The 17,572-nt window shown below is 40.3% G+C and carries 6 protein-coding genes; 3 read left to right on the top strand and 3 right to left on the bottom strand.

What is annotated here, in order from left to right; translation table 11 throughout:
* Positions 1 to 33: 33 nt before the first annotated feature.
* The gene (locus C9J38_RS05645; RefSeq protein ID WP_107206234.1) at positions 34 to 330 is read left to right on the top strand and encodes a hypothetical protein; all 297 of its coding nucleotides are present in this window, start codon (positions 34 to 36) and stop codon (positions 328 to 330) included.
* A gap of 11 nt (positions 331 to 341) precedes the next feature.
* On the top strand, positions 342 to 1,112 hold the full coding sequence (locus C9J38_RS05640; RefSeq protein ID WP_107206233.1) for a hypothetical protein: 771 nt from the start codon (positions 342 to 344) through the stop codon (positions 1,110 to 1,112).
* Positions 1,113 to 1,180: 68 nt separating this feature from the next.
* Here C9J38_RS05640 and C9J38_RS05635 read toward each other — a convergent pair whose 3' ends face one another.
* Positions 1,181 to 1,609, bottom strand: a complete 429-nt coding sequence (locus C9J38_RS05635; protein ID WP_107206232.1) for a GNAT family N-acetyltransferase — start codon at positions 1,607 to 1,609, stop codon at positions 1,181 to 1,183.
* Positions 1,610 to 1,630: 21 nt separating this feature from the next.
* The gene (locus C9J38_RS05630; protein ID WP_107206231.1) at positions 1,631 to 3,904 is read right to left on the bottom strand and encodes a peptidase U32 family protein; all 2,274 of its coding nucleotides are present in this window, start codon (positions 3,902 to 3,904) and stop codon (positions 1,631 to 1,633) included.
* 259 nt (positions 3,905 to 4,163) lie between these two features.
* Here C9J38_RS05630 and C9J38_RS05625 point away from each other — a divergent pair, with 259 nt between their 5' ends.
* Positions 4,164 to 4,358 (top strand): hypothetical protein, encoded by a 195-nt coding sequence (locus C9J38_RS05625; protein ID WP_107206230.1) that lies wholly within the window; start codon positions 4,164 to 4,166, stop codon positions 4,356 to 4,358.
* A gap of 84 nt (positions 4,359 to 4,442) precedes the next feature.
* Here C9J38_RS05625 and C9J38_RS05620 read toward each other — a convergent pair whose 3' ends face one another.
* Positions 4,443 to 17,558: a retention module-containing protein gene (locus C9J38_RS05620; RefSeq protein ID WP_146144056.1), complete on the bottom strand. Its 13,116-nt coding sequence runs from the start codon at positions 17,556 to 17,558 to the stop codon at positions 4,443 to 4,445.
* Between the last annotated feature and the right edge of the window lie 14 nt (positions 17,559 to 17,572).

The raw sequence follows: 17,572 nt of genomic DNA, 5'->3' as shown, positions 1-17,572 counted from the left end.
TTATCAAGACCATTAAGTTAATAAGGGTACGCCATGTTCAGTAAGCGTGATAAATACGCTCTCATCTTATCAACTTTGTTGCTCGTAGGTTGTAACGGTTCAAGTTCTGAATCCACAACCACTATACCAACCGAGACACCAACCGAGACACCAGTTGAAGTCCCAGTTGAAAAAGATAAGACATTCTCTTCAGTTGAAGGCTTTGACAAATACATAGCTGAAAATGGAGAGATAAAAGAAGATCAAACCATAACACTAGATCTTGCCGATGGTGAGACATACGTTTTAAACAAGGATTTAACGATTAAAGGCAATTTAATCATCAAATAAGGACATTGATAATGACTAAACTTTTTCCTCTTTCTGCAATTGCTCTGCTGACAGGATTATCAACTGCCGCTTCTGCTGCTTCACTCGATGTTCATGGCGAGATTAAAATTAACGGTAAAACGGTTATTGATGATAAAGGTAACCTAATCCAAGATCAGAGCGATCTTATTAACATTGATGATTATGCTAATGCAGTACCTAATCGTGTTGTAACTTTAGCCGCTCCTGTGGATGAAAATGGCATTGCCAGCACGTATAAAATATCTTATGACGAAACTGGAAGAGAATATAAGGAAGAAGAGTTCTCGAATGAAAAACTTGTTTGGTCAACAACATGGGAAGATCGCACAACCTCACCATTAGCACATAAACGTACTGTTTTAAGTGACTGGGGTGAAGCGCCGATTATTACCACTTACAAAAATGAATTTACTACATCGTCTTCATACCCATTAGCACAAATTGGCGTAAGTATGTCTCGTGCTGATATCTACACAAGTACAGTTCTTAGCACTAACGATCCAAAAATCGAAGTTGGCAAAATTACAAATAAGTCAGATTATCAAAAGCTAACGGTTATTGATAAAACATCATTTAAAATGGGCGATACTACCGTTGAAGACTGTATTATCGTTACTTATAACGCTTCATGGCGAAACCACGCAATTCAGCTAGAATGGGGAGCAATAAAAACACTACAACTAGTGGATGAGTTTCGTACTTTCTGTAAAGGCTACGGCTTAGTACAATTTGGAAACTTTACAGCGCAATCTGCTGAATAATACTTTTAATGCAAAAAACGACCTTAAATTAAGGTCGTTTTTATTTTCTTAAACAAAACATTATAACGTTAGTTATTGTTTAACCTCTGCTCCATTGCCTGATGAGGAATATTGGCTTCCATAAATTCATCACCGTATGGAGTGAAACCCAGTTTACGGTAAAAATCGACAGCATGGGTTTGCGCGCCTAAGTCTACTCGGGGATAACCTTGCTGTTTAGCATAGTTCACTAAAGCTTGGACGACTTTGACACCTAAGCCTTGCCCACGTGCAGCCTTCATGATAGCAATACGACCGATATGACCATCAGCAAGAATGCGCCCCGTGCCTAATGGCTGTTCACCATCGACCACAAGTACATGCACCGCTTGTGTATCTAAGCCATCAAACTCAATTTCAGGATCAATTTGTTGCTCTTTAATAAACACCTGCTCACGTACTAAGCGAATACTCTCTTTATTCGCATCATCAAAAGCAACAATTTTTACATCTACCATGAAATATCCTATTTATCTGAATCACAGACCTTTTTTATATTGCTGAGAAATAGTGCCAATAATGGTTTGCTCTAATGTTGCTCTCGCATTGATATCACCATGAATATACGCATTAAACAAAGAGACTAACATTGCTTTATCAGCATTTACTTCCGTTTCCGTTTTAATATCACGGAGATCGATCATAAAGCGAGTAAACTTATCAGGAAAATCTGTAACCGCCTGTAAATTCATATAGTTTTGCTGGCTATATAGCGCATTATGCGCGCCTCTTTGTTTATCCAATACAAACGAGGCGTCTTTTAAACTCAAGATAGACGCTGACTTATCACACTTACGTAGACACTTATTATCAAAATGCTTTTTCTTACAACCTACGGTTTGATGGAATAAACACTGGCGGCTCATTAACATCATTAATGGATGATAAATACTGTAATGTAATTCAAAGTTTTCAGGGCATACCATTGGGTTAATTTGCTTACGATTGATCTCGTTAGAAACGAATGCCCCCTTCGCATTAAATTCATCAGCAATGCACTGTAGGCTAAATGAGTTAGTTAAGTTCAAGTAAGGCCCTGCAATCCAATCAATACCCTGCTGATAAGCCACATGCGCAATACCACTGTTATTCGTCACAATACAATTAGGTTTCACACGCTCAATAAACGCCACTGCCGCTTGGTAATTTTCACCAATTAAGATCGCAGGGAACCATGGCACAAGATGAGGATGTGCTTCAAATAATGCTACCGTTTTTTCCAATTCCATCGCTAAACCTTCAGGAATGGTATAATACAGCACGGCATTATTATCTTGATTTAATACCACATCACTTGGATCAGAAATCAATATCGCCAGCTCTGGCGTGATCCCTGTTGGTTTACGGTGATTGATACTATTACGTGGTTTTGGCGTATCAATCGGCGCTACTAACGCTTTTTCACCATTTAACTGATAACCAATTTGTTCTTTTAATTGTGCTAATTCCGTAAAAGGAACTGACGTATTTTCGGCTAATCCTGAAATATCAACATGGGTGATCTGATACTCACCTTCATTAGCCAAACTTTGAAAACGTTTTTCTAATAACTCATGAGTTAATACGTGTTTTTGTGCACGAATAAGTGCTGACTCTGATTGTAACTCTATCGTTTGATCAGGCGTTGTCACTATTACCGTTAAACATTGACCCTCTTTACCGCTAAAAATCATGGTCATGGGTAGCGAGCTAACATCCATGGCTTTCGTGACATCTTCAACGGTATTAATAATCGCTGTTTTGTCATCGTACAATTTCTGTTTTACGCCATTTACTGCATCAATTGTGGTTGCTTGATAGACCTGAGTAAAATGACTCACAGAGTTATCACGAGGGTTATCAATAAACATGCTCTTATTGATATCACCTTGGAGATACGAGTTAGAAAAATCGCGGTTAAAGACCGTAAACAGTGACGTTGTATCAGTTAGTAACGGCTTTTGCTCACAGTAACGATCGATCTGCTGACGCCATTGATCGACCACGGTATACACGTAGTGTGATTTCTTAATTCGCCCTTCCACTTTCAGTGAATATACCCCAGCATCAGCCAGCTCAACCATATTCGAAAAAGCTGAGTTATCTTTCATATTCAATGGGAAATCTTTACCCGCGGCAGTGGTTTGGTATTGATCACGGCATGGTTGACTACAACGCCCACGGTTACCCGAGTTACCATTTTTCACTGAGCTGATGTAACACAAACCAGAGAAACCGATACAGTAAGAACCATGAACAAACACCTCCATAAGGACATCATGTTGATGTCCAAATTGAGCCAGATGCTTAATTTCACGAATGTTCAATTCACGAGATAAGTTAACACGGCTTGCTTGAAGCTGTTTTAAAAACAGAATTTGACCATCGTTATGGGTATTGATTTGAGTTGAAGCATGGACATCTAAAGTTGGAAAATATTCTTTAATGATGTGGAACAAGCCTAAATCTTGCAAAATCACACCATCAACCTTGGTGTTCACCAACTTATTCAATAAGCGAATAACCGCAGGAATTTCACTATCTAATACGACGATATTTAAGGTAAGAAAAATCTTACAATTGTTCTGATGTGCTAAACGAATAATGCCACTTAATACATCAAAGGTAAGGTTAGTGGCTCGATTTCGAGCGTTGAAGCTATCTAAACCACAATAAATTGCATCAGCGCCAGCAGCAATGGCAGCTTTAATAGATTCGATATCGCCACCGGGTGCCAATAACTCAAAATTCTTAGTTTTCGCAACATTGCTCATCAACAATTGTACCTTGTATAACCGCATTAAATGTGAGGACGGCTATTTTACGCGCAAGCTTTCAATAAAGTCCAATAGTGAGAGTTAAATCACATAATAGATTGAGAGGATATTGAAATCACAACTAATCGAAATGTACAGATAAGCAATTTCTGATTACAGTTATTCCAACCCCAGACCAATATCGCTATTATGAATAAAATTTGGCAACTTAGCCCTTCTGCTATTGCTCTATCGAGCTATAACTAGGATAAAAATAATGACAAATGCAAACCCAGTAGAACTAACAGATGCGCAAAAAGAAGCGATTGAAGCAATGGTAACTGATCGTATTAATGCCATGAATAACGATAAAGTCTTGTGTGATGCGATTGATGCAAAAGTACATGAAATGGAAGAACACCTAAAAGAATATTTTCATAAGCGTTTTCATTTTCACAGCAATAAAGCATAAGACGTCTATTTGTTATTGAATTTAAAAAAGATCACTCTCTAAGTGGTCTTTTTCTTTTTTAAAATAGGAAAACGGGATTATCTTTTAGCTTGTGGTAAACCCTGATTGGTTAAACAATTCCGTCACCAATTGAGTACTTGATGCTGAGCTCGCTAAACCAAGATCGGCAGCTTGAATATTATCTAAGGTGATGGTTTGCGTATTGCTGTTAGATGCGGTGATCATCAATTCTAGTTTGCCACTTGAAGCGTCAGCACTAATACCTGCTAATAAATCGTCGAGTTTTAACCCATCACCTGCACTATCATCCAGTACATCCGTTAAGTCTATTTTATCTTCACCTAATGCAAAGTCGGTGATGACATCGATACTGCCATCAATATTATCCAGCTCCCAGATGAACAAATCATCCCCTGCATTACCAGTTAAAATATCATTACCGCCACCAGCATAAAATATATCATCATCATCACTGCCGATAAGCGTTCGGTCTTGATCATCATCAACAATCAATTCACCGCTACCACTAGGTGAAATGCTGGCATCAATCTCAGTTGTTGTATCTTCACCAACATTGATATTAAGTGTAATAGAGGTTGCTGATAAAACACTATTACTGTCGATGGTCGATTCTGCTTCAACAATTAAACTGGTGCTGCCCGTTGATAACCCAGTGAGATACAAATCATCTAATTGGCTAACTGGCACACGATAGGTGCCAGCTGCCATTAGATCGCCAACGATTGTGCCATTACTATCAACAAGATCGCCATCATTTAAGCCACTCACCACAATTGAAAGTTCATTAGGTGCGGGGTTAACCACCGACGCCATAATGCCAATTAATGGCAGCATGGTTCCAAGTACGGTATGAATAGAGGAAGTTTGCGGCCTATCAAGCTCAATAATCGGTACATCCGGTTTGGGCGCAACAGTAATACTGGTTTGGGTACTGTCTGTTTTAGCCCCTCCCGAGCCTGAATTACCGTTATCGTTGGTTAACATACTTAACGTATCATCGCCGTAAAAGTTAGGATCGCTTTGATAATGGATTCCAGCCGCTAATGCTGCATTAAGGTCATCTAATTTACCCGTTAACATAACATCCGATGTATTGTTGTTATCAACCGTGACCCCTGTGGTACTCAATACATTCAATGCACCATGATTAACCGATAAGTTAACTGTCATATTGCCATTATCTTCCGTTGCATCGACATCTTTTACACTGATCCCCGAAATAATAACGCCTATATCCTCTTCGGCACTAATACCAGCAGGCAACGTATTTACTGGCGCATCATTAACGGCAGCTACATCAAATGACAGGGTTTGAATCACAGCAAGACTATTGGTCGCAAGCACACCATTATCAGATGAGCGCATGTCAAAGTTCATGGTGAAATTACCGTTCGCATCACCGGGGTGAAACACCAAAGTATCTAACGTTGTACCACCTGAAATAATAATCCATGAGCCATCAGGTTGCTTTTCTGCACTGCCGCCGACTGGTGCATCAAAAAGGCTGGAATCAGGCACATCAGTGACGACTACATGCAATTTTTCTGGGGCATTTTCTGTTGCATTTGAATGTGACGGTACAATACTATCCGTATTATCTCGTACTGCTAAATCGAGTGTCAGTGTAATAGGCTGATCTTCTTGTCCTGTATAAGAGGTTGTTACATCAGAATCAATTTTGTCGCCTACAGGTAAAATATCAACATTTATGGTTGCGGTATTTTGTGCAATATCATCCAATAAATCCTCTTTGGTAAAGACCAACACTCCCAATGCTAATGTACCACTGTAATTTTCAGCAGGTACAATATTAACCCCAGTAAGACCGCCTGTTTGCATACCGACAGGTAACGTAACACTCCACTCGCCATTCCCTAAATTACCTACAGGCCCTGTTAAGACAAAGCCATCAGGTACGTTGGTGATCTTGGCTGAAATAATTTGCTCTGAGCCATCAGTATCTCCGACATCAAAACTGATGCTACCAAGGCTGATACCACCCGCCTGATCTTCATTACCTTTAATGGTGGTATCAACCCCTGTAAATTTGACCGGGTCATCGACTGGGATCACATCAAAATCGACTGTTGCAGTAAACGTACCTGTCGCTTGCGCGGTTGCTGGTGTCGTTAAGGTATAGGTCACATCATCTTCAACGGTAGCAACCGCTGATATTGATACATTACCGCTAAAATCTTTTACCGGTTGAAATGGAATATTATCCAATTCCGTTTTATTAACGGTGATCGTTTGTACTGCCGTTCCATCTGTTTGAATGAAGGAACCTTGGCTAGCATCGACGGTTAACTCGACTTGTTTTAGGCTTTCAAGCCCTGATGTCAATGAGGTACTGATATCTTTTAACGACGCTGATATTCCTAAAATAACCGAGCCATCTTCATAGGCATGATTATTTTTAATGACTTCAGGCTTACCTGTATTGGTAATCGGTTGATCGTCATCACCGAGTTTCTCTGTGCGCAGTACTTCCAGTGATAACGTCGGATCGCCATGAGGTGGGACATCAACTACAGGCTCTATACGAACTGTAACGGGCTTAATCAGATTTTTAGTATTACCACTGGTGGTATCGGTGTTGACAATGTGAAGATCAAATTGAAAATCACCCGCGAAGTCGGTTGCAGGATTTAATGAGATACCACTTACATCAACTTTTCCTGCCCCATCAACAGGTACTATCATGACGTATTCACCATCGATGAAGTCAAAATTAGTCCCTAAGATGGTGACCCCGCTAGGCAGATCCGCCGCTTTAATTACAATCGTCACTGAGTCATGATTTTGTTCGCCATTAACAGAGCCAATAACGATATCATCTTCAATTTGGTCACCAAGATTAATAACATTATCTTCAGTGCCAGTTACCACGTCAGGATTGAAAACAATATCCCCTGCAAGCTCAGTGATCATGCTGGTATTCGGGGTAAAATCTAATGTGATGGGTGTGGTAAATGGCACAAGTGCACTAACATCACCTTCCCCGTTATCACCTAAATCTTGTACTTCAGCGCTAATGGTAATATCGATAGTGGAGTTAAAGCCCGTTGGTGCGGTGATTTTCAAGTTATCGAGTTGCGATTCAGGTATTGTCCATGCCCCAGCTCCATCACTGATACCACCTATCACAACAAAATCACCAGGCTCTGCTACTGATTGAGGAAACTTCACCACAATACGCCGTATCACTTCATCACTATGATCAATAGCAACTGGGGTATTCTCTCCTGTAAAGGAGACACGTCCAAGCGATGCTGCATCTGTTGATAGATCAATCACGCCACCAGTGGTACTGGTTAACATGGTTAAGACCGCGTCACTTGAATCTCGAACAGCAAGAATACCATCAGGTTCAACCACGGCTTGAATATCAACAACGAGCTGTCCTGTGATTTCTTTAATCGCAGTATTTTCACCATCACTATCCGTCTGCGCTACCGTTAAATAAGATTGAAAGGTTAAATCACGATCAGAATTTTGAGGCGCGCGAAGTTGTAATGGTTTACCAGCAAGTAACTCATCACGTTGACTATCCGTTAATGTGATCTCTCCAGCGACCAATGTTAAAGGAGTGCCATCAATCAATAAGGTGTAATCGGAAGGAATACCACCAAAACGTATCTGAGTAATCGTTTCGCTACTATCAGTAAATCCTTGTGCTGCAGTTGGTCGCCATTGCACCGTATTATTTTGATCTTCTAATATATTGTTATCACTGACTAAGGTGTAATTATCTGCATCAATAACTGGCTGAATATTGATCAGAATTTTTCGATCAAAACTATGTACATCGCCATCATTTTCAGTGACTAATATTTTAGCTTCTAGTTCAATATCTTGAGTGCTGTTTAATGGTGGTATTATTTCAATATTTTTTAATGACGAAAGTTCAATCTCATAAACAGGCTTACCTTCAGTATCATAACCAGTAAACACTAAACTTTGATCATTACCTTCAGCGTCTTTTAATGTGACCCCTGCGGGAATACCCGATAACACTACACTTAACGTTTCAGAGTTATCATCTAATTGCTTTAAAGGCGTTTCACCACTAATAATACTGATTCCAGAAATGACTGAACTGTCTTCATCTATTAAGGTTTCAATACCTTGTGTCGGATCGTTGTTGATATAAGCCCACTCACCGACATCTAACACACCATTACCATTACTATCAATATCGATATCAAATATCGGTACGTCAGCCACGCCTTTTAAGCTTACTTCAAGCTGTTGCGTTGCCGTGACATATTCATCATTAGCGTTAACCACGACATTACTGCTATTGGTAAAACTCGCGCTATCTTTCACAACACCTTGCACTGTAATTTCAAAATCAACATTGCTTTCAGGTGTTGGTTTTAGCTGAACATTAGCAATATCTGCATAGTTAACCTCATACACACCGGAGCCTGACGGGCTTTCAACTACAACAGCGCCATTGAGTAGTATTTGTGCCCCCACGGGTAAATTAGAAAAACGAACACATTCTATTTCTGAGCCGTCCTTATCTACAGTTTCTGTTAACGTCACGTGATCGCTTAGATTAATTAACACATCTTCATCAGAACTAATTCGGGTAACTTTTAATGTGGTTTCATCAGCAACAGGTTCAACATTAATAATGATTTCACGCTCAACAGAATCAGCGGTTTGCTTGCCCGTCACAAAAACCACGTCTTCTTTACTTTGCGCCACGGCCGTGAGTTTTATGTCACCACTGTAATTCGCTGTCGGTGTGACAGATAAACTCCCCACATCTGCCGCTGATACTTGATATTGATCACCACCAAGATCAACAAGATTATTTCCTTTCAACTCACCATTGATCTTGCCACCAGCATCTGGCTCTAGCGTAATAATATAAGATAATGTTTCAGAGCCATCGATATCATTAAGATCGGCTTTAAGCTGCAAATCAACACCTGTTGAATCTTCATCAATGGTGTAATGTACTTGCGTTTGAGTATCATCCCATGTTGGGATATCAGCAATCCCTTCCACAATAATTTCAAACGACGTGATCGCTTCAGGCAATGGAGCACCACTAGTCACACCAACTTGCGCTTTAACTTCAAACACTAAATTGCCATTTGCCGTAGAGAAATCAGCATCGGGAATAAAAGTGAGTCCCACTAACTCGTGTACTATATTATCGGTCGTAGTGAAATCGCCGACAGGCACAACGTAAGATAACCCATCTCCACTGGTCGCAAGTGCGGTACCGTTTAAATAAAATGAACCGTGTACCTCTGTCGGAATCGTGATCAATACTTGTTGTAAAAACTCACCGCGATCATCATCACCAATATCAATTTTAAGTGATACAGGCGCCCCACTTGGTGGAGCAATGATCGTTTCATCAGGATCTTCGACTCGTCCTACATCTTCATAAGTGACAATCGGATCGGGCTCGATAATGATCTTGGCTTCTTGATCATCAATTTGTAATGTAATCGTCCGTAATTCTGTATCATCATCACCATCTGTGACCCGATAGTTAAACGTATATTCCAGTACCTCATCTGTCTGTGTTATTTCAGTGGCTGCCGAGAAAGAAACCTCACCATTAGGCTTAATCGATAACTCGCCTAATAGCTGGCCAGGAGAAATGGTATCTCCTCCTTGATGAATTGGAATAACCGTAAAACCGTTACCCACTAATGGTTGCTCTACTGCAAGATCAACAACACTCACTACAGTCGCACCATCTGCACCTTCTAATGCTTGTGTCAGTAACGACTCTCCAACGACATTTGCTTGTCCTTCATCAGCTTGAATAATGATATTTCGACCATCGGCAATATCATCAACAATGGTTAGCTTAATGGTTGAAAATGTACTTTCATCACCATCATCATCAATCGCAATCACAGGTAAAAAAACATCTTTACTGTCTTTACCGGGATCGGGGTGATCAATTGCACCAAAGAGGTTTACGGTATATTCACCCGCCGCCGTAAATGCCACAGTAAAAATCGTACGAGAATCAGCAAATGCTGAGTACGTTCCGACAGAATGCTCAAATAAGGTAACCGCCTGTCCTTGGCTTGTTAAGGTTGAATTTAAAGTGGTAAATTGCGTGGTATCTAAACGGTACTGATGAACTAAATCACTGCCTTCATCAATCGTTAATGTTCCCGTCGCGCGGTCCCCATCTTCATCAGGTGTTGAGCCTTGATGATGAGGGCCATCGGCACGAATATCACTTTCTTCAACAGTGATATCTTGTGTATTAATAATTACCGGATCAAACCCATCACTGATATTAAGCATAACGGCCACTGGGGTTTCTAAATAATCACCATCGGTATCTTGGATTTGGACTTCGAGATCAATACTAATGAGAGCACCTGAAACATTGATATAGCCACTACTATTTCCTCCACTATTGTGATCAAGTGGTAAGAATTGCTCATACGTTACCGTCACATCAGCATCTTTAGAATTCAAGACATTAACGGCTGATAAGGTTAGTGTGAAATAAGTCTGGCTGTTATACGAAGCCGTTAAAACATGGGTACTAGGATCAAAATTATAATCGAGTGTCTGCCCCCCCAATGCTGTGATTTCTGCACGTAACTCTGCGAGTAAATCAGTAAGATAATTAGCACTAAAACCAACTTTATCGGGATCTAGACGATCAACACCTGCGGTTAATGTAAAGGTTGTCGAATCAGAAACTGGATAGCCAGTAAGCGAACCTGTCGGTGCACTAATATCACCTTCAATCACATCTAAATCAGTTATGCCGGTAAAATTCCCCGTAGGATCGAGTCCATCAATAATAGTGATATTAATTTCACCATCGGTTGGACTTATATCTAAATCTTGATCGGTTGCAGTGACAGCTAAGGTAATCGCTAATTTATTGGTGGTGTCAGACTGATCCAACGGCTGTGATTGCACGACGTTGTAATCACCACTTTGTAGTAATTCAATAGTTAATACTTCAAGCGTAGGATCATCTTGCCTTACCACAGTAACCGTATTGCCGACTACGCTATATTCCGTTGCGTAACCATTACTGGTTAAGTGGGTTAAATTTGGCTGAAGCGCTGTTAAATCAATGTGGATGATCTCATCACTACCAATGTTGGTTGCTATTTTTCCGCTATCGCTATCAATTTCAGTAAATTCAGTTCCAGCATCAATACCAAAACTGGGTAAATCACCGTCTGCAATATTCACGGTAAATATTGCAGGATTTAATAATGGATCATCATCAGCATCATGCATCTGGAGCGGAATTCCCATCGCTAAATTAGCTTGGGTCATCGTAACTATCCCTGCTGTCAGTACTCCGTTAAGGTGATCAATGGGTAATGATTCAACTAATTGCGATTGTAATTCAACATTTCGGCCATTTTGACTCGGTGTAATAGTCAGCTCAAAAACGGTGTCTTTGGCAAGATTATCTTTACTAAGCGTAATTGAAATGATCTTGCTGGTGGGATCTTGGATAATAGTAGCAAGTGTATTATCACCTTGTGATGTGACTTGCTCTAACGCCGTTTTGATTGCCGTGATATTGTCACTACTCAGTAATACACTATCGGCCAGTAATATATCGTTAGTTGCAGGAATGATTGTGGTATTGCTTGTAGTAACAGGGTTTCCCGATGTTGATGGCCCAATAGTCGGTGGGACTAAGTCACCTTCAACCACGTTAAATTCAGCATTAATTCCATTAGGATCGAGCCCATCTTTGATGATTAATTGCAGATTCGCAACATTACTTTTATCACCATCAAAATCCATCAATTGAACATCAAGATTCACCACATTTTGATTCGGCAATAGCGGCTGATCAATCGGCAAATATTGCTGAATCGTATATTGCCCATCAGGATCTATAGCGATACTTAACACTTGGGTTGATGTTCCTGCTAACTGAACATCAAATTGATTCGGTATGGACGGATCAAATACCACTTCTAATGCTGTGCCATTACTGGTTATCCCTGTAAACGCCTGACTTGGTTCGATAAACTGAACCTGTTTTATTTCATCACTATGACTGCCATAGACTAAACTTCCCGTTACCTCTTGAGGCGCTGTAATAGCACCATCAAACCCTTCAGTCCATGTTATGGATTGCTCATTAATAATAGGGATAACACCATCTTCAAAAACCAGCTTTACCTCAACAGGATCCACTAATTGATCAAAGTCAGTATCATGCATAATGATCGGAATGGTAATGTCAATTTTTCCGTCATCTAATGAAATATATTCTCCACTGACAAAATGAGAAGGATCATGATCTAAAGGTTGAAATTGAGTTAAGGTCATTTCTACTTTGACATCATCATCTTGTTGAATCGGTGTGAGCACTAACTCAAATACCTCAGCGCTATTTGATGCTTCTTTTACTTCTAAAGTCATTAAACCACTCAGTGCATTAGTGATATCAAATCTAACGCCTTTTCCACCTGTCGTAAGCTTGAGCAGCTCTGCCCCTAATTTAAAAAACACGGCATCAGTTAAATTTAAACTACTAGCAACCAAAGCATCATTAACAGCAGTAACAACAAAATTACTTGATGATGAAACAGGATAACCTTGCCCACCCACAGGTGGGTTTAAATCTCCCTCGATAATATCGAGTTCTGCAATGACACCTTGACCAGTAGGGTTCTCACCATCATTAATATCGACAATCAGCTGGCCAATATTACTGTCGTCACCATCTTTATCGACGACAAAAACGTCAAGAGCGAGATTATTAACGTTGGTTGTAAAGTTCTGATCTAAAGGTCTATTTTGCTCGACGGTATAACTTCCATTTATATCCAAGGTTATGGTTAATACATTTTGCTCAGGTGTACTGCCAATAGCCGGAACATAAAGCTGTAAAACATTTCCGTTAAAGCGATAGTCTGTTGCTTCGGCATTACTGGTTAAGCCAGCCAAGCTAGGTTGTTCAATAGCAAAATAAGCATTAGCAATATCATCACTGCCGACATCAACAGGAATGTGCCCCTGCTCTATTTGGGTTGTCATGATCTCGGTATAATCAGTGCCGGTATCTGTGCCTAACACAGGATCAACACCGTCTTTAACGATAATAAGCAACTCACCTTGCGCTTTATCACCATCATAATCTTGCGCGGTAACGGCTAACGTTAAGCGATCTTCGTTTGATACGATGGGTTGATTTAAAGGTAAATGCTGAGTGACGGTATATTTACCATCAAGCTCAATAACAACATTCAGTACCACTGAATCATCGCTAGATAAACGTATATTTAGCTCATTACCGAGCACTTCCACGTAGGTAGGTGCGCTATTACTTAACCAACCGATTAATCCTGTTTGCGTACTATCAAAAGTGAGTGTTTTAATCTCATCACTACCGAGTTCTAAGCCTATTTCACCTTCTGCCACTGTTGCTACCGCGCCTTTTTTAGGATCGGTTATCGTTGTTCCAGTATCGATTTCAAATAGCGGATCGGCACCATCTTCAACGCTGATAGTGACGATGGCGGGTTGAGAAAACGGATCGTCATCCCCGTCATTCATCATCAATGGGATGTCGATAGCAAGCTTATCATTATTGAGTAAGACGTATGTTCCACCACTATCAATTTGATGATCAAGCGGCAGTAATTGCTGCCATGCTATTTTCACATCAACATCACGCCCCATTTGTGCTGGCGTCAGGGTGATGATAAAAACATCTTGCTTAGTAACTGAATCTATTGCGGTGATGGTTTGCGCCGCAGTGATAGGATCTGCGATGTGGCTGATTTCTAGTGCTTGGTCAGATGACGTTAAACTCGATAACTCCGTGATTAATGCCGTTAATACATCGGGTAATATCACCAATGACGTCGCAACTAAACTGTCATTTGCCGCAATGATTGATAAGGTTTTTTCACTTTCAACCGGGTATAACGAAGTTGACGGTTCACGGATAGGTAAAGCGAGATCTCCTTCAACCGTTTCAAGAGTAATATTCGTACCAGTCGGATTTTGACCATCGGTAATCACTAAAGTTAACGTTGCATCATTGCTGCTGTCGTTATCAAAATCCACCACATGAAATGGCAGACTAATCGTATTGGTATTAGGTGTGACAGGTTGATCAATCGGTAAATATTGCGTGATGTTATAGTACCCGTCAGTGGCTATAGACAGCGATAAAACTGGGGTTGTCGTGCCAGTTAAAAACACCATTATTTGATTGGATTTGCCATCATCAAATTTCGCATCAAGCGCGATACTATCACTGGTTAAGCCAGCAAAAGCTGTTGTAATATCACCAATGACAACCTGTTTGATCACATCACTATTTACATCAAACTCTAATTGCCCCGAAATAGATTGTGGCTCTGCCACGGTACCTGAGAAAGCTTCCGTCCATGTTTTGATTTGGCTTTCGATAACGGGGGCTTTACCGTCTTCTAATATCACTAACGCATTCACAGGTTCGACTAAAGGATCAAAATCGCTATCATGCATTTCTAGTGGTAAGCGAATATTTATCCCGTTACTTGTAAGAGAGACATACTCTCCCCCTGAATACACCGTTGGATCATGATCTAACGGCTTTAACTGCTCGACATCCATAGTGACAGTAACGTTATGGCTGTCTTGAGTTGGTGAAAAAGTAACAATTAACACATCCGCATTAGTACTGTCTTTCCCTATAAGGGTAACAAGGCCAACGCTACTGGTTGTAAGAGTAAAACGTAGGGCTAATCCAGTCGCCGTGAGCTGCTCTAACTCACTGATTAATTCTGTTTGTACACTTGATGATATATTCAAACTTGACGCAACCAAATCATCATTCACCGCAGGGATAGTAAACGAGCTTGAAGCATCAACAGGGTAGGCATCAGCGATATTTTTAGGAGACAGATCCCCTTCAGTTAAACTTACTTGTGCTGTAATGCCCGCGCCTGTTGGGTTTTCACCATCAGTGATATTAATAATGAGTTGTCCTACGTTACTGTTATCACCATCAGCATCCGTGACCATAACAGCAAGAGCGAGATTATTTACATTAGTCGTAAAATTCTGATCTAGTGGTTGGCTTTGTTCTATTGTGTAACGACCATCATTTTCTAATACCACTGTTAATACGGGTTGTTTTGGTGATGATCCTTGCGCAGGAACAAACAACTCCAACTTGTTACCAACAGTACTATAATTCGTTGCTTGTCCATTGCTGGTTAGACCGTTCAGTGTGGCTTGTTCGACGTTGAAAGTTGCACTAGCAATATCATCACTACCCACATCGACCGTAATTTGTCCGGTAAAGGTTTGTAGTGACATGGTTTCAATAAAACTAGTAGCAATATCCTTACCTAAAATGGGATCTGGGCCATCAACAATGGTAATATTTAATTCACCGACATTACTTTTATCGCCATCGGTATCAATCGCAATAACGCCTAAAGTCAGTTTATCTATATTCGTTTTAACAGGTTGGTTTAGTGCCTGATACTGGGTAACGCTATACTCGCCAGACGTATTAATCTCAATCGTTAATACTTCAGTCTGTGGTGCATCTGCCAACTGCAAGATGATTTTATTACCTTCAATGCGATAGACAGTCGGTTTACTATTACTCAATAACCCATCAAGGGTAGGCTGTTGAGGTTCAAAAAACATTGCCTTGATTTGATCACTTCCCACGTTGATAGGAATGCTGCCTAAAACGGTTTGGGGCGTAGCAATATCTTTGTCTTGTTCAATGATCGTAGTACCGCTATCAATGCCTAAAACAGGATCAACACCATCATTAATCTTAATGACTAATTCACCCTCATTACTGATATCACCATCTCGATCCGTCGTCGTTAATAATAAGGATAATTGTGTTTGATCTAGCGAGTTATCTTGATTGAGTGCTTGATATTGAGTCACACGATATTGACCATTAGTACTGACTTCTATTGCTAAAACCGGTGACTGATCATCAACTCTGATTACTGTGATTTTATTCCCTAGTACTGCAAAGCTTGTTGCTACGTCATTACTTAATAGTCCAATCAATGACGGTTGCTGCTCGGCGAATGTCATTACACCAATTTCATCACTTCCGATAAAAACAGGAATATCACCAGTAACACTTTGTGGCGTATTAATATCACTATCTTGTTCTGTAAATTCAGTGCCGTTATCAATGCCTAAACCAGGAATTTTTCCATCTTCTATCACAGCTAAAAAATTAATTGGGGTTTGGGTTAGATTACCGTTGGTATCTGCAATTTGAACAGGAAGCGATAGGCGGATTTGTTCTCCGTTAATCACAATCGGTGCACGGTTAGATTCCCCTGCAAAATGATCTAAAGGAAGAAACTGTGTCACTGTCATTATCACATTAGCATCTCGACCATTGAATAATTCAGCACTTAAGCCAATGGTTAAAACAATGCTTTCATCGCTACGGCTAATGCCTTTATCACTTCGACCAATGATTTGATTCGTTTCAATATCGTAACTAAAAATAATGGGGCGATCGTTAGATGATAATTCACGATTCATCGTGGCGAGTAAACTATCAATTTGTAAACTATCGAAGGCTACCGTGTTGCTATCAAGTGGCAGTGTGGCAGCTTCAACTGAAACGCTACCACTAGCAGAAACGGGATAAGTAATAGGAACCAGATCGCCTTCAACAAAGTAAACATCATTATAAAATTCACCACCGTCTGGCGATAAAATAGGAAGCGAGATATCGTCTTGTCGTCTAATTTCTGGATTATATGCAGTGTTAAAACCCGCGGTTGCAAGTAATTGGTCATTGTCATAAAGAATAACTAAGCCATCAGTAATTGATGAACTAATATCCTTAATACCAGCCGTTGTAATACCAGCCGCTGTTGCTTTTTGAATTTTAGTCGGATCTTCACCTGATAATATTGCTGCTTGTAAAGCTGCAATACTGGGCTCTAAATCCAATTCAGGTAAGGGCAAATGAACCAATTTATTATTAGAAAGGCATGCCTTACAATGTTGATTAAGCCATATATTCGTACCATCGACATGCACTAACACTTCACTACGATCAGTAAAAAGTAACGTTGTTCCTATCGCAAGATCATCACCTACCTTAACAGGAAAATATTCCCCTACCGGCATAAGAACAAACACCTGCCCTTTTACTTGTTCAACGACAATGGCTTGATCCACATAAATCTTAAACACAGCTCCTTCCCCTC

Origin of the sequence: Photobacterium sp. GB-210, from assembly GCF_003026075.1 — a bacterium.
Lineage (GTDB): Bacteria > Pseudomonadota > Gammaproteobacteria > Enterobacterales > Vibrionaceae > Photobacterium.
This window is presented reverse-complemented; position numbering and strand designations above follow the sequence as displayed.

Excerpts from the sequence above, each read along its gene's own strand:
- C9J38_RS05640 (WP_107206233.1), top strand. The coding sequence starts at position 342 with ATGACTAAACTTTTTCCTCTTTCTGCAATTGCTCTGCTGACAGGATTA.
- C9J38_RS05625 (WP_107206230.1), top strand. The coding sequence starts at position 4,164 with ATGACAAATGCAAACCCAGTAGAACTAACAGATGCGCAAAAAGAAGCG.
- C9J38_RS05630 (WP_107206231.1), bottom strand. The coding sequence starts at position 3,904 with ATGAGCAATGTTGCGAAAACTAAGAATTTTGAGTTATTGGCACCCGGT.
- C9J38_RS05645 (WP_107206234.1), top strand. The coding sequence starts at position 34 with ATGTTCAGTAAGCGTGATAAATACGCTCTCATCTTATCAACTTTGTTG.
- C9J38_RS05635 (WP_107206232.1), bottom strand. The coding sequence starts at position 1,609 with ATGGTAGATGTAAAAATTGTTGCTTTTGATGATGCGAATAAAGAGAGT.